The organism is Algoriella xinjiangensis, from assembly GCF_900115015.1.
In the GTDB taxonomy this organism is placed as follows: domain Bacteria; phylum Bacteroidota; class Bacteroidia; order Flavobacteriales; family Weeksellaceae; genus Empedobacter; species Empedobacter xinjiangensis.
Window position 1 is genome coordinate 22,247 of sequence record NZ_FOUZ01000013.1, and the last position, 26,849, is coordinate 49,095.

Sequence of the window (26,849 nt, forward strand, 5' to 3'; positions counted from 1 at the left end):
ATGATAAAAAAATTAACGTATATCTTTTGTTTAGGCGTTTTAACAACGGCTTGTAACACACAAAAAGTAGCAAAAGTTGATAAAAATAAAATAGAAACCGTTTCGGCTTCAAGCAAAATTATTCAACAAACATTAGCAAAAAAATCAAGCTTTAAAGATTTAACAATCAAAGCAAAAGTTACTGCCGATTTAGAAGAAATCGCAGGCGATGCTAATGCAACAATTGCAGTTAAAAACGGGCAAAAGATATGGGTTAATGCAACAAAATTCGGATTTACAGGTGCTCGCGCATTAATTACACCAGATGGTTTTTCTGCATTCGAAAAACTTGGCGGAACATATTACGAAGGCGATTTCTCTATCGCGAATAAATTGCTAAAAGTTGATTTTATTGATTATCAAAAATTACAAAATTTATTGTTAGGAAAAGTATTTGTAGATTTTAATTCGACAGATTATACAGCCACTTTTGCTAATAATGAGTATACAATTGTTTACAATAAAAATCAAGCAATTGCAACAACTCCAAAAGAAGGAGAATACATTCAAACATATGTTTTTGATAATGGTTTTCGTTTAAAAGAAGCACATTTAAAAGATCCTAAACGTAAAATGGAAGTTGATTTAGCGTATAGTAATTGGGTAAAGGCGGGAGAAGAAGAATTTCCGAAAAATGTTAAAATTATTATAAAAGATAAAAAAACGAGACAAATAGATTTGGAATATAATAGTTTTACGTTTCAAGAAACGAATACACCATTCTCTATTCCAGATGGGTATAAGAAAAAAGAAATAAAATAATGAAGTTTATTTTATCAACCATACTTTTTACACTGTCATTGGCTGTTTTTGGGCAAGTTCCGTACAATAAAGCGAACTTACAAAAGCAGAATTCACAGTTAAAAAAAGAGATTATAAATCTGAATAAACAACTTGAAGTTAATAAGCAAAACTCTAAGTTAAATGTTGACTATGTACAGAATTTGACCAAAAAAATTCAAGTTCAGACAAAATTAGTAGGCAATTTATCTAAAGAGAAACACTTTCTTGACGACGAAATTTATTTAACTCAATTAGAGATTAATAAACTTTCGCGCGAGTTGGTCGAACTAAAAAAGGAATACAAAAATGTTTTAGTTCGTGCATATAAAAACAAATCAGTAGAAAATAAATTGCTTTTTGTGCTTTCTTCTAATAGTTTAGGAGAAGCATATCGTCGTGTCAAATATTTAGAAAAATATTCGGCATACAAAACTGGTCAAGCTGATGAAATTATTGGTAAACAAACTGATATTCAACAGAAAAAATCGAAGAAAGAAAAAGCAAAAGACGATAAAGAGAAAGTACTTTCTCAGCAAGTTTTATTTAGTCAAAATCTTGAGAAAGAACGTTTGACAAAAGAAAAAGCGGTTGAAGAATTTCGTAAAAATGAAGGCGTAATTGCAGCAGAAATTAATGCGAAAGAAAGTCAGCAACGTCAAATTGATGCACAGATTAAAGCAATTATTGAAGAAGAAATTCGTCAAGCCAAAATAAGAGCGGAGAAAGATTTAAAAGATTGGAACGACGCGAAGAAAGGAAATACAATTGCAGCTTATAACGAGTATTTAAGAGACAATCCGAAAGGAGATTACTCTAAATCTGCTCGTACAGCAATTCTTAGAATTGAGAATGATGCAAAAGCTTGGAACATTGCTCGTTCGGCGCATACAAAACAAGCGTATCAATCTTATTTAACACATCATCCAACTGGAAGTTTTGTAACAACTGCAAAAACGGAGATTTCTAAATTTGAGCAATTAGAGCGCGAAGCAGAAATTGAGCGTCAACGTATTATTGCGCAACGTAAAGCGGAAGAGGATGCTCGATTAAAAGCACAAAAAGAAGAAGATACTCGTAAAATTGCAGCAGCAAAAGCAGAAGCCGAGCGTAAAGCGAAGATAGAAGCTGAACAAAAAGTTGTGGTAAAAGTACCAGAAAAAGAACGTGTTGTAAAAGTAGATGCTGTAAAACCATCAGAAACTTTACCAGAACGCGCTGATTCTGAAGGAATATCAGGAGAATTTGTATCAAACAAAGGTCGTTTGCCTTGGCCAGTAGATAAAGGAACTGTAGTAAGTAGATTTGGAGCAAATTCGCATCCAGTTTTATCTAATATTACAACTCAAAATAGTGGTGTGGATATTTCAACTTACAAAGGTGCACATGCACGTGCAGTTTACGAAGGTACTGTACAAGCGGTAATGAGTATTTCTGGTAACGGAAAATCTGTGTTGGTAAAACATGGTTCATATTTCTCTGTTTATACAAATTTATCAAGTGTAAGTGTTTCAAAAGGTGATGTTGTAAAACGCGGTCAATCTTTAGGAATTATCTACACAAGTGGAGATGGAGAAACAGTGATGAATTTCCAAGTTTGGAGTGGTACAACGAAACAAAATCCTGCAATTTGGGTTGCAGGAATGTAATAAAATAATTATATATTTGCATTAAAATCAATTCAGTATGGGATTAGGAGGAAAAGAGTGGATAGTAATCGTAATTGTGGTTTTGCTATTGTTCGGGGGTAAAAAAATTCCTGAATTAATGCGCGGATTAGGTTCTGGACTTAACGAGTTTAAGAAAGCAACAAAAGAAGATACTAAACCTACAGAAGGAGATACTACTTCTGAAAAGAAAGAAAATTAAATTATATTTTAATTCAATAATTGAGCATTGTAGTTGAACAACTTTTAATTACAATGCTTTTATTTTAAATACTAATTCTGAAAATGAAATTTACAGATAAAGCTTGGTCAATTTTTAATCAAAGTATTAATGATTATCACCAATTTGATGATGTTAATCGTCAAATCGAAAATCCGTACAGCGAAGACGATTTAATCGCTCATTTATTGTACAAAAAAAACTGGATTGATACAGTTCAATGGCATTTAGAAGATATTATTCGCGATCCACAAATTGATCCTGTTGAAGCATTAAGTTTAAAACGTTGGATTGATAAATCTAATCAAGAACGTACTGATATGGTAGAGTATGTGGACAGCTGGTTTTTACAACAATATGAAAATGTTGAAGTAAAAGCAGATGCGAAGTACAATACAGAATCTCCTGCTTGGGCAATGGACCGTTTTTCGATTTTATCGTTAAAAGTGTACCACATGAAACAAGAAGCAGAGCGTACAGATGCAACAGCAGAACACAAAGCAGCTTGTCAAGTAAAGTTGGATGTTTTAAATCAACAACATCAAGATTTATCAATAGCGATTGAAGAATTGTTAGAAGATTTTGAGAATGGAGATAAATATATGAAAGTTTATAAACAAATGAAAATGTATAACGACGAGGATTTGAATCCAGTTCTTTATGCAAACAAAAAATAAGATTTTACAATAAATCTAAAAATCCATTCATTGAATGGATTTTTTTATGCCCAAAAACTTGATATTTAGTGGAATTAAATCAAATCATCTTGTATTTTAAAAGAATAAAAGGTAGTTTTATCTTATTGTAAAATATCACACATGAGAACAAATTATTTTAAACCAATTCTTTTAGGATTAAGCTTATTTTCGATAAGTGTTTTGGCACAAGAAAAGCCAAAGTATGATTATCAAGAAGCTTTTAAACCTTTTTTTTATCAAAATAATGGTACCGAAACGCGTTCTGCGAGCGGAAAACCAGGTCATAATTATTGGCAAAATAGAGCTGATTATAACTTAGATATTAGCTTAAACGATCAAACAAACGAGTTAATAGGAACTTCTGAAATTACATACACAAACAACAGTTTTGATGAGTTAGAATTTTTGTGGTTGCAATTGGATCAAAACTTATTCAAAAAAGATTCGCGTGGTAGCGCTTTGGTTCCATTGGCAGGAAGCCGTTATGGTGAATCTGGAAATCAGTTTGATGGCGGTTATAAAATTAAATCAGTTCAGATTGATGGCAAGGATGCGCATTACACAATTTCGGATACGCGCATGCAAATTGATTTGGTTAATCACTTAAAATCAAAAGGTGGAAAAGTAAAAATTAAAGTAGAATATTCTTTTGTTTCGCCGCAATATGGTGCAGACAGAATGGGAGTTGAGCCAACTAAAAACGGTAAAATTTATACGATGGCGCAATGGTTTCCGCGTATGGCTGTTTACGATGATATTATGGGATGGAATACTTTGCCGTATTTAGGAGCGGGAGAATTTTTCTTAGAATATGGTGATATCACAGCGAATATCACAGTTCCGGCAAATCATTATGTGGTTGCTTCGGGCGAATTATTAAATCCTGTTGATGTTTATTCAAAAGATCAAATCAAGAAATGGGATCAAGCAAAAAATAGCGATAAAACAGTTATTATTCGTTCTGCAGACGAAGTTAACAAAGCAGAAAAATCTGCAAAAGGAACGAAAACATGGAAATTTAAAATAGAAAACACACGCGATTTTGCTTGGGCGTCATCGCCAGCGTTTATTTTAGATGCTGCAAAAATTAATTTAGCAAGTGGTAAAAAATCGGTTGCAATTTCTGCTTATCCAGTAGAAAGCGATGGGCAAGCCGCTTGGTCACGCTCTACCGAATACACAAAAGCATCAATCGAACATTATTCAAAACAATGGTTTGAATATCCTTATCCAGCAGCTGTAAATGTTGCAGGAAATGAGGGCGGAATGGAGTATCCTGGAATTGTTTTTTGCCATATGAATTCGAAAGGTGAAAGTCTTTGGGGAGTTACAGACCACGAATTTGGACATATTTGGTTTCCGATGATTGTTGGTTCTAATGAGCGTGTAAATGGTTGGATGGACGAAGGTTTTAATACGTTTATCAATAATATTTCGACAAAGAATTTTAACAATGGGGAATATTATAAACCACAATCATTGCAACGTATGGCAGGTTTCTTTTTTAAAGATGGATTAGAACCTGTTACAACGCAGCCAGACAATATGCGCGAACGTAATATTGGTGCATTATTGTATTACAAACCAGGTGCTGGAATGACGATTTTACGCGAAACTATTTTGGGTGAAGAGAAGTTTGACAAAGCATTGCGCGAATATGTAAAACGTTGGGCGTTTAAACATCCAACTCCAGAAGATTTTTTCAGAACAATGGAAAATGTTTCTGGCGAAGAATTATCATGGTTTTGGAGAGGTTGGTTTATGAATAAATGGACAATAGACCAAGGTATAGTTAGTGCGAAATATGCAGATGGCGATTATAAGAAAGGTGTAGTTTTAAACGTTGAGAATTTAGGGCAATTACCAATGCCAACAACTATTCAAATCAACTTTAAAGATGGAACTTCGCAAGAGGCAAAATTACCAATCGAGGTTTGGAAACGTAACACAGAATGGATTTTTAAAGTGCCAACTACAAAAGAAATTTCGACAATAAAATTAGATCCAAAAGGAAATTTACCCGATACAGATTTAAAGAATAATACGTTTGATTTTGCAAATGCAAAACTTACAGAAGCTGTGAAGTTGAATGAATATGAAGGAACTTTTGCAAACAAAGAAATGAATACTGAATTTGTTTTGAAAGTTGAGAACAATAAATTGAACTTATTGTTTAATGGACAAACAATTCCGTTAGATTATCAAGGAAATAATAAATTTTCAAACGAACAAGGCGCTTTGGATGCGATTTTTTCTGCGGATAAAAAATCATTTAGTATAGAAGAAGCTGGAAAAAAATATGTGTTTACGAAAAAGTAAATACGAGTTTAGATAAGATAAAAAAACCTCGCAATTGCGAGGTTTTTTATTCAATTTATTTTTGAGTTGTACTTTCTGGTTTTAAGTATAAATCAAAATAATCTGTTATTTTTTGCATTAAATGAACGCGATCTTTTCCGATAACATTGTGCTCATATCCTGGATAAACAAAGTAATCCATTTGCACTTTATTTTTAACTGCTTCACGAAGAAAATCAACCGAATGTTGCCAAACAACAACTGGATCTTGTGTTCCGTGAATCATTAATAATTTACCTTTCAAATCTTTAACACGGTTTATTAAGTTTGTTTGCTTAAATCCTTCAGGATTATCTTGCGGCGATTCCATGTAACGTTCTGTGTACATAATTTCGTACTGCGACCAATCTAAAACTGGACCACCAGCTACACCAACTTTAAAAACATCTGGTTTACGTAACATAAACGATGTTGTCATAAAACCACCATAACTCCAACCATGTATTCCCATTCGTTCTGCGTCTACAAAAGGCAACGATTTTAAATAATCAACACCTTTCATTTGGTCATTCATTTCAGTTGTTGCAACATTTGCATGAATGGCTTGCTCAAATTTTAAACCTCTATTTGCAGATCCGCGTCCGTCCATTGTAAATACAACATAACCTTTTTCTGCCAAATGATCGTACCAAAGATTTCCCGAAGCTGGAAAACGATTTGTGATTAATTGCGCATGCGGACCATTGTATAAATACACGATAACCGGATATTTTTTGGTTTGATCAAAATTTGTTGGATAGATAATTTTACCATACAAATCTGTTCCATCATCAGCTTTTAAGGTTACATTTTCAACTTTGGCTGTATTGTAATTTGTTAAAGGATTTGAAGCTATTAATAAATTTTGTTTGAATTTTCCTGTCGTTTCAACCACATCTATTTTGCGAGGTGTCGTTTCGTTGCTCCAATTGTCAATCGCAAATTCTCCGTTTGTAGAAACCGAAACAGTATGCGTTCCTGCATCAGAAGTAATTTTACGCAATTTTCCGTTTTCCCAATTTACCGCATATAATTGGCGTTCTTTCGCAGAATCTTTCGTTGTCATTACCAACAACTCTTTTTTCTTCGCGTTTTCTCCAACAATATCAGTTACAATCCAATCTCCTTTTGTAATTTGATTGATTAATTTTCCTTCAGTATTAAAACGGTACAAATGCATAAAACCATCTCGTTGTGACCACCAAATAAACTCGTTCGATTTTCCTGGAACAAAGTATAATTCGTGTTGAGGTTCTACATATTTTGCATCATTTTCTTCAAATAATGTTTTGATTAATTTTCCCGAAACTGCATCGTATTGATTTAATTTTAAATGCTTTTGATTACGAGATAAAATACCAATGTAAATAAATTTTTCGTCTGGCGACCACGTAACAGCCGTTAAATACTGATCTTTTTGAGGTTCAGTTTCTAAGAAAATAGTTTTTTGAGTTGTCGGATTATAAACACCCAACGTAACTGTATGATTTTTTGTTCCTGCAAAAGGATACTTGATATTTTTACTAACTGCTGGCTGAACCGACCAATCGATAATCGGATAATCTGTAACCACAGTTTGATCCATTCTATAAAAAGCAACTAAATTACCTTTTGGTGAAATAAAAATTCCTTTGTGAATACCAAATTCATTTTGATGAACTGATTTTCCATTTACAATTTCATATTTTCCATCAGTTGTAATTTGATTTGTTTTACCCGTTTTATCAACAAAAAATAAGTTATTGTCAATCACATATCCAACTTGATTATTGACAGCATCAAATTCGGCATTTTCTGCTTTTTCTGGTAACGTAAACCAATTGGCTTGTTGGCCTGTAGTTGTTATTGTTTTGTAACCCGTTTTTGTCGCGTAATACGCTTGCTTATCGTTGATCCAATTAAGTGTCGGAATTTTTTTGTTCTCAAATTGAGAACTTCTAAAAATTGTATCTGTTTTAAGAGAAGGCACTTCTTTTTTAATTAAAGCTTCTCCATAAGACGTTTTTACATTTTGTGTAAATGCATTTTGATTCGGAATCCATTGTACTTGACTCAAATTATCAATGCGTAAATTGGTTGATAATCCAAGCACAGCTTCATCCATTGTGATGTTCTTTTTCTGAGCCAATAGAGATGCGCTCAGTAAAAGTGTGCTGAATAAAATTGTTTTTTTCATGTGTGAGATCTATTTCAAATGTTGCCCAAGGGCTTCTAAGTTTTTCTTTTCGCTACCAACAAATATTTTATCACCATCAATTATAACTGGTCTTTTCAGAAAAGTATAATCAGATAAAATATAATTTTTGATGTCTTCTTCTGAAAGTTGAACATCTTTTAAACCTAATTTTTTATAATTCTGCGCGCGTCTCGAAAACAAAGCTTCGTAACTACCCGCTAAATTTTTCATTTCGTATAATTGCTCTTCTGTAATTGCAGTCGATTTTATTTCATGTAAATCGAAACCTGTAAAATCAAATTCATTTAAGATTCGTTTACAAGTATCGCACGTTTTCAAAAAAAATACTTCTTTCATTATCATTAATTTGTAAGGTTTTGTAAATATAAATAAGTTTCGGCGTTTTGTCGAATGATAAAGTATTTCTGATAAATAAATTTCAATTTGATAAAAAACTATCTTTGTAACATGGAAGAAACTAATTTTTTACGATTAAATAAATACATTAGTGAAAGTGGCTTTTGTTCAAGAAGAGAAGCAGATCAATATATAGAAAAGCGTGTTGTAATGATAAACGGTAGAGTAGCAAAGGTCGGAAGACAAGTGCAACCTAACGATGTTGTTACCGTAAACGGAATATTGATTGAGCCTATAGCAAAAGAAAATGCAGCTTATATTATGCTTAATAAACCGGTTGGCGTAACGTGTACAACTGATTCTGCGGATCCGGATAATATTATAGATTTTCTTTCTTTCGGCGAACGTATCTTTCCAATTGGTCGATTAGATAAAGATTCTCAAGGGTTAATTTTACTGACAAGTGATGGCGATATCGTCAATAAAATTTTGCGCGCTGGTAATAATCATGAGAAAGAATATATTGTTACGGTTGATAAACCAATTACCGATGAATTTTGTACAAGAATGGCAAATGGAGTGCCGATTCTGAATGTTGTGACAAAAAAATGTAAGATAGAAAAAATAAGTACAAACGTTTTTAAACTTACGTTGATACAAGGTCTTAACAGACAAATTCGTCGTATGTGCGAGTATTTTGGTTATTCGGTTAAAAAGCTAGAACGTGTTCGTATTATGAATTTGACGTTGAATGTTGGAGTTGGTCAACACCGAGATTTAACACTTGAAGAATTAACTGAATTGAACCGTTTGACAAAAGATTCGGAGCAAAACGAAGAGAAGAAACAAGCCGCGAAATCAAAGAAACCTTCGGTTAAAAAAGCCATTCAAATTTCACCAGATTTTAAAGATTCAAAAGGAAAACCGATTAAGAAAAAATCAGTTAAAAAACCTGCAAATGCATCAAAAGCACGTGTTGGGAAAAGTAATCCAAACAAAGCAAAAGGAGGAAAAGGAAGATAGGTTAAATCATTTGTTTTTTTTAGATAAACGATTATGTATTAGTGCGTTTTAAATGTTTGTATTTGATTAAGTCTTTTTATTTGCCAATAAAATAATTTTAGATAATTGCTTTAATTTTTCATTTTAATAAAATTCAATTTATTACTAATATTAAATAAAAATTAATCAAATGAAAAACTTTAAAACTACTTTAAAAACTAGTTCAATTCTAACTTTTATTACTTCAATTATAATTGTTTTTAACAGTTGCGAAAGAACTACTAATTCTTCTGGAAGTCAATCAGAACTAGATTCATTACGAAATCAAGTAAAAGAATTGACAAAAACAAATGAATTGATAACCAAAAATCTTGTAAAATTCGACACATTAGATTTCAATGTTTTTAGCAGAAGAGATTGGGCTCGTTTTCATGAAAGTCATGCAGAAGATGTAATTGTTCATTTTCCCGACGGACATACCACAAAAGGGCTTAAGAAACACATTGATGATATGGAAGCAATGTTTGTTTACGCACCTGATACCAGAATTAAAGAGCATCCAATAAAAATAGGACAAGGTAATATGACTGCTGTTACAGGTATAATGGAAGGAACTTTTACTAAACCAATGCCTGATGGTAAAGGTGGTTTTATACAACCAACAGGTAAAAAGTTTAAATTACCAATGGCTACTATTGGTATTTGGAAAGAAGATGGAACAATGAGCGAGGAATATTTGTTTTGGGATAATCAGAGTTATATGAAACAAATAGGATTATAGAATTCATAAAATATGTATCTAAAAGCCCTTAAAAAATTCTAAATTTAGAATTTTTTAAGGGCTTTTATGTATTATAGCTATATTTTGATTTTAACTAAAATACAATATCTTTATAAAGTAAAATAGTTAAAATCACATGAAGAAAATTGTATTATCATTACTTTTCTTGTCTTTATCATTCAGTTCGATAAAAGCACAAGAAAGTTTAACGTATCAACAACCTACCAAAGAAATTCTACAATTAGCAACTGCTCCATTACCACCAACAACATCGGTTGATGGAAAAGGAGAAAATGCTTTTTTATCATACAAATCTCGTTACAAATCAATTGCAGAATTATCTGAAACAGAATTGAGATTAGCAGGATTGCGTATTAATCCAGTTACAAATATCAATTCGAGAGAGAATTTTAGCGATAAAGTAACTTTTTTAGATTTAAAAACGGGACAAGAAAAAACAATTGCAGGATTACCACAATCAGGTAAATTCTCAAACCAATCTTGGAACAACAACGATTCTAAATTTGCACTTACAAACACTACAGATAAAGGTGTTGAGCTTTGGATAGTTGATGTAAAATCTTTGCAAGCAACAAAGGTTTATGAAGATCAATTAAATGCAAATCTTGGTCGTCCATTTGCGTGGATGTCAGATAACAAAACATTGGTTGTAAAAGTGCTTCCTTCGGATAGAAAACCATTAATCAATACAGCAAAAGCTCTACCAGTTGGACCAACTGTTTCTGTAAGTGATGGTAAAGAAGCTCAAAATAGAACATATCAAGATTTATTAAAAAATAAAAATGACGAGTTTAATTTTGAACAATTAGTACGTTCAGAATTATACAAAGTTGACGCAACATCGGGCGCAAAATCTAAATGGTTAAATGCTGCGATGTATACAAGTATTTCGAATTCTCCTGACGGAAAATTTGTTTTGGTAAATCAAATCAAAGCTCCATTTTCTTATATTGTAACTTACGGTAGTTTCCCAGCTTCGGCAGATGTTTATGATGTTTCGGGACAATTGGTTCAGAATGTGAACAAAAAAGAATTACAAGAAGTTGTGCCAAAAGGATTTTCTTCTACAGTAACAGGAAAACGTGGTTTGTATTGGAGAGCCGATAAACCTTCGACTTTATATTGGGTTGAGGCTTTAGACGGTGGTGATGCGAATAAACCAGCAGAATTTCGTGATGCTCTTTATCAATTAGATGCTCCGTTTACGGGACAAAAGCAAGAATTGGTAAAAGTAAAAGACCGTTTTGATGGTGTTGTTTGGGGAAATGATAATGTAGCAATTGTTGCAGATTCTTGGTACAATACACGTAATACGAGTTCGTATTTATTCAATCCATCAAATCCTCAACAAGAAGCAAAACGTTTCTTTAACCGTAATGAGCAAGATGCTTACAACAATCCAGGAGATTTTGTACGTGATGTAAATGAGTTTGGATGGAATGTTTTAGCTATCAATAAAGATAAAATCATGCTTCAAGGTGATGGTGCTTCTCCAGAAGGAATTTTACCTTTTATTGATGAATTAGATTTAAAAACATTGAAAACTTCTCGTTTATGGAGAGCTCAAAAATCTGATAAATTAGAGCAAATTACCAATGTAATCGATCCTAAAAAAGGAATTGTTTTAGAACGTATTCAATCAAAAACTGAATATCCGAATTTATTTGTTCGTAATATTTTTCAGAAAGGAGGAAAGGCAAAACAAATTACATTTAATAAAAACCCTTTCGAAGCACTAAACGGTGTAACAAAAGAGTTGATTAAATATAAGCGTGAAGATGGTGTAGAATTATCTGGAACATTATATTTGCCACCAAACTACGATAAAAAGAAGAAAGAAAAATTACCAATGCTAATGTGGGCTTATCCGCGCGAGTTTAAAGATGCGTCTACAGCAGGACAAGTTACAACTTCAGAAAACCAATTTGTAACGCCTTCTTATGGTGGACCAATTTTTTGGGCATTAAAAGGTTATGCAATTTTAGACGATGCTGCTTTCCCAATTATTGGAGAAGGTAAACAAGAGCCAAATGATACGTATGTGCCACAATTGGTTGCAAATGCAAAAGCAGCAATTGATGCGGTAGATAAATTGGGTTACATTGATAGGGCAAGAGTTGCAGTTGGTGGACACTCTTATGGAGCGTTTATGACGGCTAACTTGTTAACACATTCTAACTTATTTGCGGCTGGTATCGCGCGTTCGGGAGCTTATAACCGTACATTAACGCCATTTGGTTTTCAATCAGAACAACGTAGTTATTGGGAAGCGCCAGATGTTTACAACACAATGGCACCTTTTCAGAATGCAGATAAAATGAAAACACCTTTGTTGTTAATTCACGGAGAAGCGGATAACAATACAGGAACTTTTCCGATGCAATCTGAGCGTTATTTTAATGCCTTGAAAGGTTTAGGAGCAACAACTCGTTTGGTTCTTTTACCACAAGAATCACATGGTTATGCGGCCGAAGAATCTGTTTTACACGTTTTGTGGGAGCAAGATCAATGGTTAGAAAAATATGTAAAAAATAAAGGAAAGGATACAGAGAAAAAGTAGAATTTCAATTTATTTAGATATAAAAAAACCTCGCAATTGCGAGGTTTTTGTTTTTATGATGAGGTTATTACATCATTTTTAAGAAGTTTACTTCAAGCTCAGTTAAAGCTCTGTATTCTCCACGACCTAAAGCTTTTTTAGTTAAACCTGCAAAAGATACACGGTCTAAAGTTTCAACTTTATAATCTAATTTTTCGAAAAGACGACGGACAACACGATTCCAGCCAATGTGGATTTCGATTCCGATTTCATTTTTCGGTCTACCTTCTATGTAAGAAATATCATCTACGATAGCAATTCCTTCCGGAATTAAACGGATACCTTTCTTAATATCAGCCATATCATTAGCTGTTAATTTTTTATCTAAGGTAACGTGGTAGATTTTTTTAACATCATGACTTGGATGCGTTAACTTTTTAGTTAAATATCCGTCATTCGTAAACAATAAAACACCTGTTGTTTGTCTATCTAAGCGACCAACTGGAAAAATACGTGCAGTTGTTGCTGTTTTTACTAAATCCATTACAGTTTGACGATCTTTTTCGTCTTTAGAAGTTGTAATAAATCCTTTTGGTTTATTCAATAAGAAATAAACATTTTTTTGCGAAGAGATTTTTTTCCCATCGAAACGCACTTCATCATCAGGTTGTACTTTGTAACCCATTTCCGAAATAACTTGACCATTCACTGTAACAATTCCAGTTTTGATCAACTCGTCGGCCTCTCTTCTGGATGCAATCCCTGCATTCGCTACATATTTATTTAAACGAATAGTCCCGTCATCAACTGGTGCTTTTTTCAGTCTTTTAACAAATGGTTGTTCACCAAATTTGTTAAACGGTTTTTTTGGTCCAAAACTTTTCTTTCCGTCTTCAGAAGGTCTAGCGCTACCAAAACTTGGTTTGCTACCTCCAAAAGCTGGTTTCCCACCTTCAGATCTAGTACCAAAGCTTGGCTTGCTTCCACCAAAAGAAGGTCTTCCACCTTCGGGCTTAGCACCAAAACTTGGTTTACTTCCTCCAAAAGACGGTTTTCCTTTCCCTCCGCTTGGTCTTGATGATGAAGAAGATGAATTACTTCCTCCTTTACCACGAGCATTCCCGCCTTGGGAATTTTTGTTGTTGGATTGATTTCGTCTGTTATTCATTTGAATTTGATTAATTTATGCGCCTATTAAAATTTTGCGCAATAGTTTGCAAAGTTAAGGGATTTATTTCGATTAATACGATACTAAATACGCCCGCAACAATCATTCCCTTAAAAAAATAATGTAAAATCTTATATTCTTGTGTAGTTTTTAAGCGCCAAATCAATAATAAAATAATGATAAAGCTAATATTTGCTACAACAAAAAAATATTTCATTGCGCCAACATCATCTTTAGAAATGATGATAAAACCAATGATAATGTCTATTAATAATAAACTTGTGACTAATACTTTTGTAAAATCTATTCCGTATTTGATTGGAATAGAATCGTAATTGTAAATTAAATCTGCTTTTTGAGAACTTAGATCTTTAACGATATCTGTAATTAAGAATAAAATTGTCAAAAAAGTAGCGTGTAAAGCCAATTGAAAAGAAAAATTGTCAAAATAGACCAATAATGCAAAAAATGGCATTACGCGAATAATGACAAGATAAAAATTCTTAATCAACGCAAATCGGTTGATTTTGTGGCTATAATACCAAACTAGAAATTGGTATACTAAAAAGAAAATAAAAACTTTCCACGAAATTAGTGCAGCAATAATCAATGCAGCAGCATTTAGAATAATATAAACGGTGAGTTTAAAACCTTGCGAAACTTGTTTTTGTAGATAAACTTGCAAAGGTCGTTTTAGTTCGTCTTTTTCTAAATCATAAAAATTATTGATGATATAACCAGCCGCCACACAAAGTATAGAACAAAGAATGATACCGTCTAATCTGGGATTGGTTAATAATTGACGATGCCCAACATTTGGTGCAAAAATAAAAAGTGCAGCAAGATATTGCGCCAAAATCAGCACAATTAGATTATATCCACGAATAACAGAAAATAACGCAATAATTTTTAGAATTATTTTCTGTGTATTCATCGATTAATATTTTAGTAAATTTCTATTAGAATTTGTAAATCACTTCGGTTTGGAAGTCTTTTAAGTAACTTTTTGCTTTGTCATAGTCTTGTGTAAAACCTAAAACATAGCCACCGCCGCCAGAACCACAAAGTTTAAGATAATAAGTATCTGTATCAATACCTGTTTTCCAAGCATTAACTAATTTTTGAGGAATCATAGGACGAAAATGTTCGTAACCCCAAGCAGATAATTTCTGAAGATTAGAAAATAAAGGATTGTATTCTCCTTTCACAAAATTTTCAATACACGCATTGTTGTATTTGATAAATTCTTCTTTCAATGTTTTACGGAAACCTTCTTTCTTCATTTTTTCAAAGAAAATATGAATCATTGGCGCAGTTTCTCCTGGCGTACCAGAATTAATTAAGAAAACAGCTCCTTTTCCGTTATTATCCGCAGCTGGTAAACCAATTGTAGAAATATCGTCTTTAGATTGTATAAGAAGTGGAATATTCATGTAGCAAATCAACGGATCGATACCCGAACTTTTTCCGTGAAAATGAGATTCTAAATTCCCGAAAAGAGCTTTTAATTCGCTAATTTTTTCTTTGTTAAGATTTTGATTGATATCAATTTTATCGAATGCGTATTTGTCGTAAATAGCAGCAACTAAAGCGCCAGAACTACCTACACCATATCCTTGCGGAATGTTTGAGTCAAAATACATTCCGTTTGCAACATCTTCCGAAAAAGATTTTGTGTCAAACGTGTCTGCAAAATTATCTTCTAAAAATTTCGCATAATTTTTAAGGTGAGCATTTGATTGTTCTGCAATTTCAGAAGGTTCAAATTTTAATGCACCTTGATAAAAATTATAGGGAATCGTAAGTCCTTTCGAATTTTCGATGATTCCATATTCGCCAAACAATAATATTTTGGCATAAAATAATGGGTTCTTCATTCAATGAAAAAATTGGTACTGCAAAGTTACAAATTTTAAGCCATTCTTTATAAAAATTGTTGAAGAGAAATAGTTTAAGAAATTGTAAATCACAATTGTTGAAATTTAAGATACACTTATTTTTCTGCTAAACCGCTATTTTGGAATATTATTTGCGTAATTCTTTTGAAATGAAGCGAGTTAAAATCGTTTAATTGTTAAAATAAATCTTAAATCAAGATTAAAAAGTAGGAAAGAGTACATTAAAATATATAAATTTGCGGCATGTATATTACTGAATATATTTCGAACGAGATAAAACCTGGGAAATTTAGTTATTCTCCTAATCAGCTTTTAGAAGTTGTGCAAGAGAATAAACTGACGCATTTGCCTATGTTTAAAGGGTTGGATTTTATTGGGAATATTTCTGAAGAAGATTTGATAGAATTGTCTTTTGAAAATAAGGTTGTTGATTATACATCTTATTTAGAGAATTTTTTTCTGTCAGATTCAAGCACGCTTTTAGAAGCGATTCAGATGATGTACACGAATCAGGCGAATATACTTCCGATTATCAACGAACATTCTAATTACATAGGCTCGATAACAGAAAATGATATTATAAATACATTTGCAAACTTTCCTTTTGTATCTGCAGAAGGTGTTTCGATGTTAGTTTCGATAGCTGAAAAAGATTTATCGATGACGGCAATTTCTAATATTATCGAGGCCAATAATGGTAAAATATTGGGTATGTTAATTGTTGGTTATAAGGATGATAGTGTGTATGTTTTGTTAAAATTTAGTTCGTCAAATTTATTGACGATTGGCGAAACATTAGAACGCTATGGTTATCAAGTGATTCAAAAATTTTATAACGACGAAAAACAAGAATTACTGCAAAGTCGTTATGCGCAGTTATTAAAATATATGAATACCTAATGATAAAAGTTGCTCTTTTCGGACAAAAAACAAGTACTTCTTTAGTTGATATTATATCTCCTTTTCTTAATTATTTACACGACAATGAAATTGTTTATTGTGTCGAAAAAAAATTCTTAGAAATTTTAAAAGAATCGACAGATCTTAATTTAGAAAAAGTTGAAACCTATACTTCGTACGAAGATTTAGATAAATCAGTAAAATTTTTATTTAGTTTTGGTGGAGACGGAACAATACTTTCTGCAACAACAATTGTAAAAGACACCATGATTCCGATAATCGGTGTAAATACTGGACGTTTAGGTTTTTTAGCAACAATCAATAAAAGTGTATTATTAGAACAGTTAGATAGTTTTTTTAGTGGCGATTATAATATCATTCCACGCACTTTATTAACTGTAAAAAGAAGCGATGGCGTAGAAATTGAAAATAATTTTGCCATTAACGAAGTAACAGTTGTTCGCCGCGAAACAACAAGTATGATAACTGTTGACACGTATTTGGATAACGAATTTTTAAATTCTTTTTGGTCTGATGGATTAATTATTTCAACACCAACAGGATCTACAGGATATTCATTAAGCTGTGGAGGACCAATTGTACATCCATCCAATCAAAATTTTATAATTACACCAGTTGCGCCACATAATCTAAATGTACGTCCATTAGTTGTATCAGAAGATGCAAAAATTGACTTAAAAATACGAAGTCGTGCCAACGAATATTTCTTATCCTTAGATTCTCGTAACTTTCCTTTAACAACTGATGTTGAATTGACAATAGAAAAAGCAGACTTTAAAATCTTAATTGTTGAAGCTGTAGACGCGACTTACTTTACAACTTTGAGAGAAAAAATGCTTTGGGGATCTGATAAAAGAAATTAAAATTTACAATAAAACTTCTTAATTTTTGTTAAATCAGTTACGTTGAATTGACTTTTGTTTATATTTGTTCGAATTTAATAGATATCTAAAGCAAAAGCCGAAAAAATAATAGAACACATGAGAAGATTATTTTTGTTCGTTTTTATACTGTGCACTTCGCAAATGATTTTTGCGCAAAGACACGAACTCGGAATTTTTGCTGGTGGAGCAAATGTGATTGGAGATATAGGTAAAGGCAGTTATATCAATCCTTTTCCAACAAAAACAGAACCAGGTGGAAAGATTTTTTTACCAATTTCTATAGGAGGTTTATACCGTTTTAATATCAATCCGTACATGGGTTTTAGAGCAAATATATCTTATTCTAAAGTTGGTGCTAGCGATCATCGTTCAAAAGAGCAATATAAATTAGATAGAAATAAAAATTTCAGAAATAATATTGTAGAAGGTTCTTTAATGTTCGAGTATAATTTCTTTAATATCAATGATGATCAAGAAACTGCACAATCTCCTTATTTATTTTTTGGAGTTGGAGCTTTTTCAGCGAAAGGAAAAGAATACGATTATAGTGCAACAGATAACACTATTATAGAAAAAACAAAATACAATTCAAATTTAACCATTCCTTTTGGTGTTGGGTATAAATTTAGATTTAATTATAGTTGGATTTTATCATTTGAGACAGGTGTACGTTACACAAGCTCAGATTATTTAGATTATAATACAGGAAAGTTTACGGACAATTTCAAAAATGCAATTGCTGACGGAGTTTTACCTGTAGATGAATTTGATAAAAGACATTTTGGAAACACATCAAACAAAGATTGGTATGTTTTATCAGGAATTACCTTAACATATAGTTTCGGACGTCCTGCATGTTATTGCGATTAAGAAAAATGGAGATTAGTTTAGAAAACCAAATAGATAAGAATAATTTACCTAATCACGTAGCCATCATTATGGATGGAAACGGAAGATGGGCAAAGAAGAATGGAAAAGAAAGAACTTTTGGTCACAAAAGCGCTTTAGGAGCCGTACGTTCTTCTATAGAAACTTGCCGAAAATTAGGAATACAATATCTTACACTTTATGCTTTTTCTACCGAAAATTGGAATCGTCCAAAACTTGAAGTTACAGTTTTAATGACTTTATTAAGTTCTGCCATCAAAGATGAAATAAAAGAACTTCATAAAAATGGTATTCGATTAAATGTAATTGGCGATATGACCAAATTACCACGAAAAGCCAACAAAGACTTAACCGAAGCAATGGAATTAACCAAGGCTAATACCAGTTGCGTATTAACATTGGCATTAAGTTATGGTTCTAAAGAAGAATTACTAAGTGCAATAAAAACAATTGCGCATCAGTATAAAGAAGGCGAAATAACCGATCAAGATTTTAACGAAGAATTAGTTCACAAAAACCTATATACTCACGATCTACCAATGGTAGATTTAATGATTAGAACAAGCGGAGAAACACGTATCAGTAATTTCTTATTATGGCAAATAGCCTATGCAGAATTATATTTTACAGAAGTTCTTTGGCCTGATTTTAAAGAAGAAGAATTTTATAAAGCCATTTTAAATTATCAAAACCGCGAACGCAGATTTGGTAAAATAAGCGAGCAATTAACGAACTAATCGAACTGAAACAGAGGATTATGAAGAAAATTTTTTGGACAATGTGCATGCTAGGTGCTTATATGGCACACGCGCAAGTAGTCGACTCTACTAAAAACATTGATTCAACTCAACAAGATAATTTTGTTATAGATTATGCAAATGCAAAAACATTTAAATTAAAAGATGTTCTTGTATCAGGAGATACCAAATTCTCTAAAAACCAAATTATCCGTTATGCAGGTTTTGCGATTGGCGAAGACATAGAATTGCCTGGTACAAAAGTAAATAATGCTGTAAAAAAGCTATGGAGATCAAATTTATTTTCGGATATTGATTTATACGTAGCTAAAATAGAAGGCGATCAAGTTACTTTAGAGCTTGCTTTAATATCTGTTCCAAGTTTAGGAGAAATCAAAATTAATGGGGTTAAAAAATCGCAACGCGAAGATTTAATCAAGCAAAATAAATTAAACCCAGGTGTAAAAGTTACCCAAAGTTTAATTAACACGACACGTAATAAAATCAAGGATTATTACACAGGAAAAGGTTTTCCGAACTCAACAATAGTTGTAGATCGTCAGCCAGTTGTTGGTAAAGAAGACGAAGAAAATATTACATTAAATGTTTCGAAAGGAGAACGTGTTAAAATCAAAGACATTATTTTTGAAGGTAATACGAATTTAACTTCGGCACGTTTACGTAAAAAAGGATTTAAAAATACAAAACGTAAATCTATAAACGTTTTCAAATCGTCTAAAATGATTCCTGAAAAGTATCAAGAAGATTTAAAAACAGTTGTAGAAGAATACAAATCTGTAGGTTTTAGAGATGCAAAAATTGCTTCAGAAGAAGTTCAGAAAGTTGATGATAAAAACGTTATCGTAAAAGTTAAAATAGAAGAAGGTAAACCATATTATTTAGGTAATGTAACTTTTTCTGGTAACTCTATCTTTACTTCGGATCAATTACAACGTATATTTTCGTACAAAACAGGAGATCGTTATGATGCTGTAGGTATCAATAAAAAGATTTCTGGTTCAGAAAAAGACGATGATATTTCGACTTTATATATGGACAGAGGTTATTTGTTTGCAAAAGCAGTTCCTGTAGAAAAAAGTGTAAAAAATGATACAATTGATTTAGATATAAAAATTTACGAAGGCGTACAAGCTACTTTAAACAAAGTAATGATTAACGGAAATACAGAAGCCCATGATCATATTTTGTACCGTGAGTTAAGAACAAAACCTGGAGATTTATTCTCTAAATCTGACATCAAACGTACAATGATGGAATTAGCTGGTTTAGGATATTTAGAGCCAACGCAAATTGTACCAGATATTCAACCAAATCCAGAAAATAATACAGTTGATGTAGAATGGAAAGTTGCACCAAAATCATCTTCTCAAGTAGAATTACAAGGAGGATATGGAGCAGGAACTTTTATCGGAACATTAGGATTAACGTTTGGTAACTTTTCAATCAAAAATATATTTAATAGAAAAGCATGGAAACCTGTACCAATGGGAGATGGACAGTCTTTATCTTTACGTGCGCAAGCAGGTAATGGATACAAAAACTACAGTTTCTCTTTTACAGAGCCATGGATAGGTGGTAAACGCCCAACAGCTTTATCAACATCTGTTTACTATTCTCAATATGATTATAGAGATAATTACGGACAAAAATCTAAATTAGATATCATTGGAGGATCAGTTGGTTTAACAAAGTTATTAACTTGGCCAGATGATTATTTCAGATTATCACATTCTATCGCTTATCAACGTTATAATTTTGATAACTATAACTTATCAGTTGGTAATTTAGAATATGAAAATGGTTCGTCAAATAACTTAAACTATACAATTGGTTTAACACGTAATTCAGCAGGACCAGATCCAATTTTTCCACAATCAGGATCAGAAATTAGCTTAGCTTTTACAACGACTTTTCCATATTCGTCTGTAAATAACAAAGACTATTCAAATATCACTGATGTAGAGAAGTTTAAATGGTTAGAGTATTACAAATTCAAAGCAAAAGCATATTTCTATAAAGAATTAACAGGAAAGTTAGTTTTAAAAGCTGGAGGAGAATTTGGAGTTTTAGGAACATATAACCGTAAAGTAGGAACGATTCCTTTCGAACGTTTTTATTTAGGAGGAACAGGATTGAACCAAAACCGTTTTGATGGACGCGAAATCATCTCTTTAAGAGGTTACGAAGATGCAACAAATTCTGGTGGACAAACAGGAGATATTACACCAGAAGGAGGTGGAACAATCTACAATAAATATACGTTAGAGTTACGTTACCCAATTACAATGAGCCAAACAGCTAAAATTTATGCATTAACTTTTGCAGAAGGTGGTAATGTTTGGAACAATACAAGCGAATTTAAACCGTTTGAGTTAAAACGTTCGGTTGGTGCAGGTGTACGTATTTTTATGCCAGCATTCGGATTATTAGGATTTGACTTTGGATATGGACTTGATAAAGGATTTGGACAAACAGAACGCTCTGGTTTTCAAACACACTTTATCATCGGACAACAATTCTAATCGTTTAATAATTAACCAAAACGTTTTGGCATAATTTTAGAATTAACACAACGAGAATATGAAAAAATGGATTAGTTTTATTGCATTGTTCCTTGGATTAGCAAGTTTTACATTTGCCCAAAAATTTTGTTACGTCGATTCACAGTATATTTTAGAAAATTTACCAGAATATACATCATCGCAAAACAGATTAAAATCTCAAACAGAGTCTTGGCAAAAAGAAATTGAGCAAAAACAAGAAAATTTAGCTAAATTACAAGCCGAATTTGAAGCTGAAAAGATTTTATTGACAGCCGAACAAGTTAAAGAACAAGAAAAAAAGCTTGCTGAAGAAATACAAGCTGTAAAGTCTTTACAAGACAAACGTTATGGACCAACTGGAGATTTAGTAAATTTACGAAGATCAATGGTGAAACCTTTACAAGATCAAATTTACAATGCAACAAAAGAGGTTGCAGATAAACGCGGTTATAGTTTTGTATTTGATAAAGGAAGCGATTTGATAATGATTTATACAGATCCAAAATTTGATATTAGTCGTGAAGTTTTACAAACATTAAAACCAGAATTAAAACAAGAACGAAATAATACAAATACCAACACAAAAGGGACGTCAGCGTCTAAAAAGAAGAAATAAAACAAAGGAAATAATTTTAATAAACAAACTAGAAAATGAAACAAATTAGATTGATAGCTGTATTTACAATGATGGTTTTTGGTAGCGTTTTAACTTTCGCACAAGAATTAGCTCATATTGATACACAAGCCGTAATTGATGCAATGCCAGCTTACAAAAAAGCTGAAGCTGATTTAGAAGTACTTGGAAAAAAACACCAAGATAAAATTGCTTCATTACAAGGAGAGTACAAAACATTTATGGAAACTGCTCAAAAAGACTTAGCTGGTAAATCTCAAGAAGAAGCGCAAAAATTAATTGCTGCTAATAAATACCAAGAAAAAGAGCAAGAATTACAAAAAAAATACGAAAGTTACGCTAAAGCTGCGCAAGAAGAAATGGCTGCGAAAGAAAAAGCTTTAATGGAACCTATCGAAAAAAGAGTAATGGAAGCAATCAATTCTGTTGCTGCTAAAAAAGGAATTAAATATGTTTTACCTGCAGGTGTATTAGTTTACAAAAATGGAGGTTACGATTTATTTAACGACGTTAAAAAAGAATTAGGATTATAATAATAAATTTTATTAATATCTTTAAGCCACTATTTTAGTGGCTTTTTTTTATATCTATGAAAAGAATTTTAATTACAGGAGCAAATGGACAATTAGGACAATCTGTCTTAGAACAATCCAAAAATTACAAAGAAATTGAATGCTTTTTTGCAACACAAGATCAATTGGATATTACAAATGAGGAATTAATCAAGACCTATTTTGAAGATAAGAATTTTGATTTCGTTGTAAATTGTGCGGCTTATACAGCAGTTGATAAAGCAGAAGATGACCAAGAAAATGCATTTTTAGTAAATGCAAAAGCTGTTGAATATTTAGCTAAAATTACGGCTGAAAAAAACATTCCATTTATACATGTTTCAACAGATTATGTTTTTGATGGAACCGAAGCTAAACCTCGTTTAGAAACAGACCAAACAAATCCGATTGGTGTTTATGGTGTAACAAAATTGCAAGGAGAGGAATTTGCTTTAAATAACAATCCAAAAACAATTATTTTACGCACAGCTTGGGTTTATTCTCGATTTGCAAATAACTTCGTTAAAACGATGCTTAGATTGTTTAATGAGAAAGATTCGTTGTCTGTAGTTTCGGATCAAATTGGTTCGCCAACTAATGCATTAGATTTAGCGAAAGCAATTTTAGATATTATTTCGAAAGATGATTTAGTATATGGTATTTTCAATTATTCTAACGAAGGCGAATGTTCTTGGTTTGATTTTGCAACAAAAATTAAAGAATTTTCTGGTGCAACAATTGAGATTAATCCTGTACCAACTTCAGCTTTTCCTACAAAAGCAAAACGTCCTGCATATAGTTTATTAGACAAAACAAAAATCAAAGAAACGTATCAAGTTGATGTTCCGAATTGGGAAGATAGTTTAAAACAAGAATTGAAACATTTAGTATAAAATCTAAAGTTTAACCAAAATAAAAAGCTCGAGAATTATCTCGAGCTTTCTTTTTATATCAATTTTGATCTTAATCTAAAATATCAAAACGTGTATAAGAACGTAAAGCTTTAGGAATAACAACTGTTCCGTCTGCTTGTTGATGATTCTCTAAAATAGACGCTAAAATACGTGGTAAAGCCAAAGCAGAACCATTTAAACTATGCGCTAACTGCGTACCATTTTCGTCTTTGTAACGTAATTTTAAACGATTTGTTTGAAATGTTTCAAAATTTGAAACAGAAGAAACTTCTAACCATTTTTCTTGTGCTTGTGAAAAAACTTCAAAATCATAAGTAATAGCAGATGCAAATCCTGTATCACCACCACAAAGTCTTAAAATACGGTAAGGTAATTCTAACGCTTCCAATAAACCTTTTATGTGCTCAACCATTGTGTCTAATGCTGCGTAAGAATTTTCTGGTTTTTCTATGCGAACAATTTCTACTTTTTCAAATTGGTGCAAACGATTTAAACCTCTTACATCTTTTCCATAAGAACCAGCTTCACGACGGAAACATGGCGAATATGCAGTTAATGTAATTGGTAATTCTTCTGCTTTTACCAACACATCGCGGTAAATATTTGTTACAGGTATTTCTGATGTTGGAATTAAATACAAATCATCTTCCTGTATATAATACATTTGCCCTTCTTTGTCTGGTAATTGTCCAGTTCCGTATCCAGAAGCTTCATTTACAACGAATGGCGGAACAATTTCTGTATAACCAGCATCTGAATTTGTATCTAAGAAAAATTGGATTAAGGCACGTTGTAAACGAGCACCTTTTCCTTTATAAACAGGAAAACCAGCACCAGCAATTTTAACACCTAATTCAAAATCAATAATATCAAATTTCTTTGCTAATTCCCAATGTGGTAAATTGTTTGGTTTTGCAATTGCTTCACCATGTTCAAAAACAATTTCATTGTCTTCTGCATCTCTACCAGCTTTTACACTTTCATTCGGAACATTCGGAATTTGATATAAAATCTCTTTAACGGAGTTTTCGTAAGCAGATAATAAATCTTGTAACTCTTTTGATTGTGTTTTTAAATCAACAGTTTTATTTTTTAATTCATTAGCCTCTTCCGATCTTCCATCTTTAAACAAATTACCAATTTCTTTTGCTAATTTGTTGGATTCAGCTAATATATTATCTAATTCAAACTGAGTTTTACGACGAAGTTCATCAACAGTTAAAACTTCATCAACAAGACCTAAATTTTTGAAGTTACGTTTTTTAAGTCCTTCAATTACACGATCTTTGTTTTCTTGAATGTAAGAAACTACTAGCATATCTTAATTAATTTTATACAAATGTATTAATAATTAATTTTTTTGTTGAATGTTTAAATGATTAACTACAAAAAAAGCCAACATTTTATCGATTCAAGATTAATAATTTGACTATAATAGATAAAATAAACTACTATTATATTTTACAAAAATAAATATAGAATTGTAAAAAAATACATAACAAATTGTTTTTAAGCATTTTACGTTACGTTTAAAAAGAAAATAGTATTACAATCATATTACATTCATTTTACACGATAAAACTTGCAAACACAAATATCTTTGACAAAGAAAATTAATCGAAATTATTAATAATTAAAACAATAAAACAATGAAAAAATTTTTCGCAGTAGTTGCAGTAGCAGCTTTATCATTAGGAGCAGTATCTTGTGGAGAGAAAAAAGCAGAAGAAGCAGTAGAAAACGCAACTGATTCAGCAACAGCTCAAATCGATTCAGCAGCAGCATTAGTTGATTCAGCAGCAGTTAAAGTTGATTCAGCAGCAGCTAAAGTTGATTCAGCAGCAGCTACAGTAGCTCCAGCTACAACTGAAGCTCCAGCAAAATAATTGAAAATTATTTCAATAAAATATAAAAGCCACTCAATTGAGTGGCTTTTTTTATACTGTCTTGCGATGTAAATATCGTGTTAGTTTGATGGAAAGGTCTAAAAGAATAATTTTAGAATTTCCATTTCGTTCTATATGATAAGAAGCTTCGTTAATTTCATTTAAAATATCTTCGATATTTGCACCATGTATAAAAGGCGCAAAACCTTGCCATTTAAAACCTTCTGCATTAATTTGTAGAAAAACTAAATCTTCTGATTGATACGTTTTTAATAAAGCTTGTCTGAAAATTTCCGAACAATAATTTAAAAAATCCTTTTGTTCACTTCGTGACCAACTTGCAATTTGATTTGACCAATCAATCAAATCCTTTAAAACCGTTGGCGTTTTAGCTGCCATAAAAGCTTTTCTTACCCAAGTCACAAAATATTTGTCAAACAAATGTTCCTCATCATTCAATTGATGTAAAGCTTCACGTAAATTTCCTTGCGATAAAAAGGCAATATGTTGCGCTTTTTCTGGACTTTGATTCTTATTTTCGATTAAATAATCTTTTACATCAGATTGAGATAATCTCGGAATTTTAACCAATTGACAACGAGAAGTAATGGTTTGCAAAAGCAAATCTTCGCGCTCTGTTACCAAAATAAACAATGTTTTTTGGGGTGGTTCTTCTAATATTTTTAATAATTTATTGGCTGCCGCAGTTGTCATTGTTTCTGGTTGCCAAATAATCATAATTTTATAACCGCCTTCGTAACTATTTAAAGCTAATGTTTTTACAATTTCGTCTGCTTCGTCAACAGGAATTACACCTTGTTTTTTTTCAATACCAAGATGAGCCATCCAATCAGTCAAATTTCCATAAGAATTTTCATGAATAAAACTTCTCCAGTCATTTAATAAATATTTTGCAAGCGGTTTTTTAACACTATCTGTTGCAGAATATGGAAAAGCAAAATGTAAATCGGGATGTTGTAATTTATCAACTTTCAAATTACATTGATCGTTATTTAATCCGCATAAAACTTCTCGCGCATAAGCAATTGCCAAAGCTAAAACGCCCGAACCTTCTGGGCCAGCAAATAGTTGAGCATGACTAATTCGACCGTCTTTTATAGATTGTTGAAGTTTAGATTTGACTTCTTTTTGACCAATTACATTTTCCCAAAGCATAAATCAAAGGT

The 26,849-nt window shown here is 32.0% G+C and carries 24 protein-coding genes; 17 read left to right on the forward strand and 7 right to left on the reverse strand.

Annotated features, from left to right (window positions below):
- The 5 genes from lolB1 to BM072_RS12550 all read left to right on the forward strand — a co-directional run bounded on the left by lolB1 (position 1) and on the right by BM072_RS12550 (position 5,723).
- The gene (gene lolB1, locus BM072_RS12530; protein ID WP_092909023.1) at positions 1–801 is read left to right on the forward strand and encodes a lipoprotein insertase outer membrane protein LolB1; all 801 of its coding nucleotides are present in this window, start codon (positions 1–3) and stop codon (positions 799–801) included.
- Entirely contained in the window at positions 801–2,468 is a 1,668-nt protein-coding gene (locus tag BM072_RS12535) for a murein hydrolase activator EnvC family protein (RefSeq protein WP_092909024.1), read from the forward strand. Before lolB1 ends, BM072_RS12535 begins: the two co-directional genes overlap by 1 nt.
- A 37-nt stretch (positions 2,469–2,505) precedes the next feature.
- A complete protein-coding gene (tatA, locus tag BM072_RS12540; protein ID WP_092909025.1) occupies positions 2,506–2,688 on the forward strand; it encodes a twin-arginine translocase TatA/TatE family subunit in 183 nt (60 codons plus the stop codon).
- 83 nt (positions 2,689–2,771) lie between these two features.
- Positions 2,772–3,383, forward strand: coding sequence for a DUF4254 domain-containing protein (locus BM072_RS12545; protein ID WP_092909026.1), 612 nt, complete (start codon positions 2,772–2,774; stop codon positions 3,381–3,383).
- Between the two features lie 141 nt (positions 3,384–3,524).
- The gene (locus tag BM072_RS12550) at positions 3,525–5,723 is read left to right on the forward strand and encodes a M1 family metallopeptidase (RefSeq protein ID WP_092909027.1); all 2,199 of its coding nucleotides are present in this window, start codon (positions 3,525–3,527) and stop codon (positions 5,721–5,723) included.
- Positions 5,724–5,778: 55 nt separating this feature from the next.
- On the opposite strand, the gene BM072_RS12555 is transcribed toward BM072_RS12550, so the two are convergent.
- Both BM072_RS12555 and BM072_RS12560 read right to left on the reverse strand, forming a co-directional pair.
- On the reverse strand, positions 5,779–7,917 hold the full coding sequence (locus BM072_RS12555) for a S9 family peptidase (protein WP_092909028.1): 2,139 nt from the start codon (positions 7,915–7,917) through the stop codon (positions 5,779–5,781).
- A 9-nt stretch (positions 7,918–7,926) separates the two neighbouring features.
- Positions 7,927–8,274, reverse strand: coding sequence for an arsenate reductase family protein (locus tag BM072_RS12560; protein ID WP_092909029.1), 348 nt, complete (start codon positions 8,272–8,274; stop codon positions 7,927–7,929).
- 111 nt (positions 8,275–8,385) lie between these two features.
- Here BM072_RS12560 and rluF point away from each other — a divergent pair, with 111 nt between their 5' ends.
- The 3 genes from rluF to BM072_RS12575 all read left to right on the forward strand — a co-directional run bounded on the left by rluF (position 8,386) and on the right by BM072_RS12575 (position 12,638).
- Positions 8,386–9,297: a 23S rRNA pseudouridine(2604) synthase RluF gene (gene rluF, locus BM072_RS12565; RefSeq protein WP_092909030.1), complete on the forward strand. Its 912-nt coding sequence runs from the start codon at positions 8,386–8,388 to the stop codon at positions 9,295–9,297.
- Between the two features lie 169 nt (positions 9,298–9,466).
- Positions 9,467–10,057: an ester cyclase gene (locus BM072_RS12570; protein WP_092909031.1), complete on the forward strand. Its 591-nt coding sequence runs from the start codon at positions 9,467–9,469 to the stop codon at positions 10,055–10,057.
- A gap of 136 nt (positions 10,058–10,193) precedes the next feature.
- A complete protein-coding gene (locus BM072_RS12575; protein WP_092909032.1) occupies positions 10,194–12,638 on the forward strand; it encodes an alpha/beta hydrolase family protein in 2,445 nt (814 codons plus the stop codon).
- Positions 12,639–12,705: 67 nt separating this feature from the next.
- On the opposite strand, the gene BM072_RS12580 is transcribed toward BM072_RS12575, so the two are convergent.
- From BM072_RS12580 to BM072_RS12590, 3 genes are read right to left on the reverse strand one after another with little or no spacing between them, the layout of a single operon-like run.
- Positions 12,706–13,785, reverse strand: coding sequence for a pseudouridine synthase (locus BM072_RS12580; protein WP_092909033.1), 1,080 nt, complete (start codon positions 13,783–13,785; stop codon positions 12,706–12,708).
- A gap of 10 nt (positions 13,786–13,795) precedes the next feature.
- Positions 13,796–14,719 carry a UbiA family prenyltransferase gene (locus BM072_RS12585; protein WP_092909034.1) on the reverse strand — a complete coding sequence of 308 codons (924 nt, stop codon included), beginning with the start codon at positions 14,717–14,719 and terminating at the stop codon, positions 13,796–13,798.
- A gap of 25 nt (positions 14,720–14,744) precedes the next feature.
- A complete protein-coding gene (locus BM072_RS12590; RefSeq protein ID WP_092909035.1) occupies positions 14,745–15,662 on the reverse strand; it encodes a mevalonate kinase family protein in 918 nt (305 codons plus the stop codon).
- A gap of 264 nt (positions 15,663–15,926) precedes the next feature.
- On the opposite strand from BM072_RS12590, the gene BM072_RS12595 reads away from it, so the two are divergent.
- The 8 genes from BM072_RS12595 (at position 15,927) to rfbD (ending at position 23,755) form a co-directional block, all read left to right on the forward strand.
- Entirely contained in the window at positions 15,927–16,583 is a 657-nt protein-coding gene (locus BM072_RS12595) for a CBS domain-containing protein (RefSeq protein WP_092909036.1), read from the forward strand.
- Positions 16,583–17,467 carry an NAD kinase gene (locus BM072_RS12600; protein WP_177190317.1) on the forward strand — a complete coding sequence of 295 codons (885 nt, stop codon included), beginning with the start codon at positions 16,583–16,585 and terminating at the stop codon, positions 17,465–17,467. Before BM072_RS12595 ends, BM072_RS12600 begins: the two co-directional genes overlap by 1 nt.
- A 117-nt stretch (positions 17,468–17,584) precedes the next feature.
- Positions 17,585–18,358 (forward strand): type IX secretion system protein PorG, encoded by a 774-nt coding sequence (gene porG / locus BM072_RS12605; protein WP_125113454.1) that lies wholly within the window; start codon positions 17,585–17,587, stop codon positions 18,356–18,358.
- Between the two features lie 11 nt (positions 18,359–18,369).
- A complete protein-coding gene (locus tag BM072_RS12610) occupies positions 18,370–19,113 on the forward strand; it encodes an isoprenyl transferase (protein WP_092909168.1) in 744 nt (247 codons plus the stop codon).
- Positions 19,114–19,133: 20 nt separating this feature from the next.
- Positions 19,134–21,656, forward strand: coding sequence for an outer membrane protein assembly factor BamA (bamA, locus tag BM072_RS12615; RefSeq protein ID WP_245752176.1), 2,523 nt, complete (start codon positions 19,134–19,136; stop codon positions 21,654–21,656).
- 58 nt (positions 21,657–21,714) lie between these two features.
- Positions 21,715–22,293 carry an OmpH/Skp family outer membrane protein gene (locus tag BM072_RS12620; protein ID WP_092909039.1) on the forward strand — a complete coding sequence of 193 codons (579 nt, stop codon included), beginning with the start codon at positions 21,715–21,717 and terminating at the stop codon, positions 22,291–22,293.
- Between the two features lie 35 nt (positions 22,294–22,328).
- Positions 22,329–22,844 carry an OmpH/Skp family outer membrane protein gene (locus BM072_RS12625; protein WP_092909040.1) on the forward strand — a complete coding sequence of 172 codons (516 nt, stop codon included), beginning with the start codon at positions 22,329–22,331 and terminating at the stop codon, positions 22,842–22,844.
- A gap of 56 nt (positions 22,845–22,900) precedes the next feature.
- The gene (rfbD, locus tag BM072_RS12630; RefSeq protein WP_092909042.1) at positions 22,901–23,755 is read left to right on the forward strand and encodes a dTDP-4-dehydrorhamnose reductase; all 855 of its coding nucleotides are present in this window, start codon (positions 22,901–22,903) and stop codon (positions 23,753–23,755) included.
- A 70-nt stretch (positions 23,756–23,825) separates the two neighbouring features.
- Here rfbD and serS read toward each other — a convergent pair whose 3' ends face one another.
- On the reverse strand, positions 23,826–25,094 hold the full coding sequence (gene serS / locus BM072_RS12635) for a serine--tRNA ligase (RefSeq protein ID WP_092909043.1): 1,269 nt from the start codon (positions 25,092–25,094) through the stop codon (positions 23,826–23,828).
- 331 nt (positions 25,095–25,425) lie between these two features.
- Here serS and BM072_RS12640 point away from each other — a divergent pair, with 331 nt between their 5' ends.
- Positions 25,426–25,662: a hypothetical protein gene (locus BM072_RS12640; RefSeq protein WP_092909045.1), complete on the forward strand. Its 237-nt coding sequence runs from the start codon at positions 25,426–25,428 to the stop codon at positions 25,660–25,662.
- Positions 25,663–25,713: 51 nt separating this feature from the next.
- Here BM072_RS12640 and BM072_RS12645 read toward each other — a convergent pair whose 3' ends face one another.
- A complete protein-coding gene (locus BM072_RS12645) occupies positions 25,714–26,838 on the reverse strand; it encodes a DNA polymerase III subunit (protein ID WP_092909048.1) in 1,125 nt (374 codons plus the stop codon).
- Between the last annotated feature and the right edge of the window lie 11 nt (positions 26,839–26,849).

Coding starts and splice junctions, on each gene's coding strand:
- BM072_RS12535 (WP_092909024.1), top strand. CDS start 801: ATGAAGTTTATTTTATCAACCATACTTTTTACACTGTCATTGGCTGTT.
- lolB1 (WP_092909023.1), top strand. CDS start 1: ATGATAAAAAAATTAACGTATATCTTTTGTTTAGGCGTTTTAACAACG.
- BM072_RS12570 (WP_092909031.1), top strand. CDS start 9,467: ATGAAAAACTTTAAAACTACTTTAAAAACTAGTTCAATTCTAACTTTT.
- tatA (WP_092909025.1), top strand. CDS start 2,506: ATGGGATTAGGAGGAAAAGAGTGGATAGTAATCGTAATTGTGGTTTTG.
- porG (WP_125113454.1), top strand. CDS start 17,585: ATGAGAAGATTATTTTTGTTCGTTTTTATACTGTGCACTTCGCAAATG.
- BM072_RS12580 (WP_092909033.1), bottom strand. CDS start 13,785: ATGAATAACAGACGAAATCAATCCAACAACAAAAATTCCCAAGGCGGG.
- BM072_RS12595 (WP_092909036.1), top strand. CDS start 15,927: ATGTATATTACTGAATATATTTCGAACGAGATAAAACCTGGGAAATTT.
- BM072_RS12555 (WP_092909028.1), bottom strand. CDS start 7,917: ATGAAAAAAACAATTTTATTCAGCACACTTTTACTGAGCGCATCTCTA.
- BM072_RS12590 (WP_092909035.1), bottom strand. CDS start 15,662: ATGAAGAACCCATTATTTTATGCCAAAATATTATTGTTTGGCGAATAT.
- serS (WP_092909043.1), bottom strand. CDS start 25,094: ATGCTAGTAGTTTCTTACATTCAAGAAAACAAAGATCGTGTAATTGAA.
- BM072_RS12550 (WP_092909027.1), top strand. CDS start 3,525: ATGAGAACAAATTATTTTAAACCAATTCTTTTAGGATTAAGCTTATTT.
- BM072_RS12560 (WP_092909029.1), bottom strand. CDS start 8,274: ATGAAAGAAGTATTTTTTTTGAAAACGTGCGATACTTGTAAACGAATC.
- BM072_RS12645 (WP_092909048.1), bottom strand. CDS start 26,838: ATGCTTTGGGAAAATGTAATTGGTCAAAAAGAAGTCAAATCTAAACTT.
- rfbD (WP_092909042.1), top strand. CDS start 22,901: ATGAAAAGAATTTTAATTACAGGAGCAAATGGACAATTAGGACAATCT.
- BM072_RS12545 (WP_092909026.1), top strand. CDS start 2,772: ATGAAATTTACAGATAAAGCTTGGTCAATTTTTAATCAAAGTATTAAT.
- bamA (WP_245752176.1), top strand. CDS start 19,134: ATGAAGAAAATTTTTTGGACAATGTGCATGCTAGGTGCTTATATGGCA.
- BM072_RS12575 (WP_092909032.1), top strand. CDS start 10,194: ATGAAGAAAATTGTATTATCATTACTTTTCTTGTCTTTATCATTCAGT.
- BM072_RS12640 (WP_092909045.1), top strand. CDS start 25,426: ATGAAAAAATTTTTCGCAGTAGTTGCAGTAGCAGCTTTATCATTAGGA.
- BM072_RS12625 (WP_092909040.1), top strand. CDS start 22,329: ATGAAACAAATTAGATTGATAGCTGTATTTACAATGATGGTTTTTGGT.
- BM072_RS12620 (WP_092909039.1), top strand. CDS start 21,715: ATGAAAAAATGGATTAGTTTTATTGCATTGTTCCTTGGATTAGCAAGT.
- rluF (WP_092909030.1), top strand. CDS start 8,386: ATGGAAGAAACTAATTTTTTACGATTAAATAAATACATTAGTGAAAGT.
- BM072_RS12600 (WP_177190317.1), top strand. CDS start 16,583: ATGATAAAAGTTGCTCTTTTCGGACAAAAAACAAGTACTTCTTTAGTT.
- BM072_RS12585 (WP_092909034.1), bottom strand. CDS start 14,719: ATGAATACACAGAAAATAATTCTAAAAATTATTGCGTTATTTTCTGTT.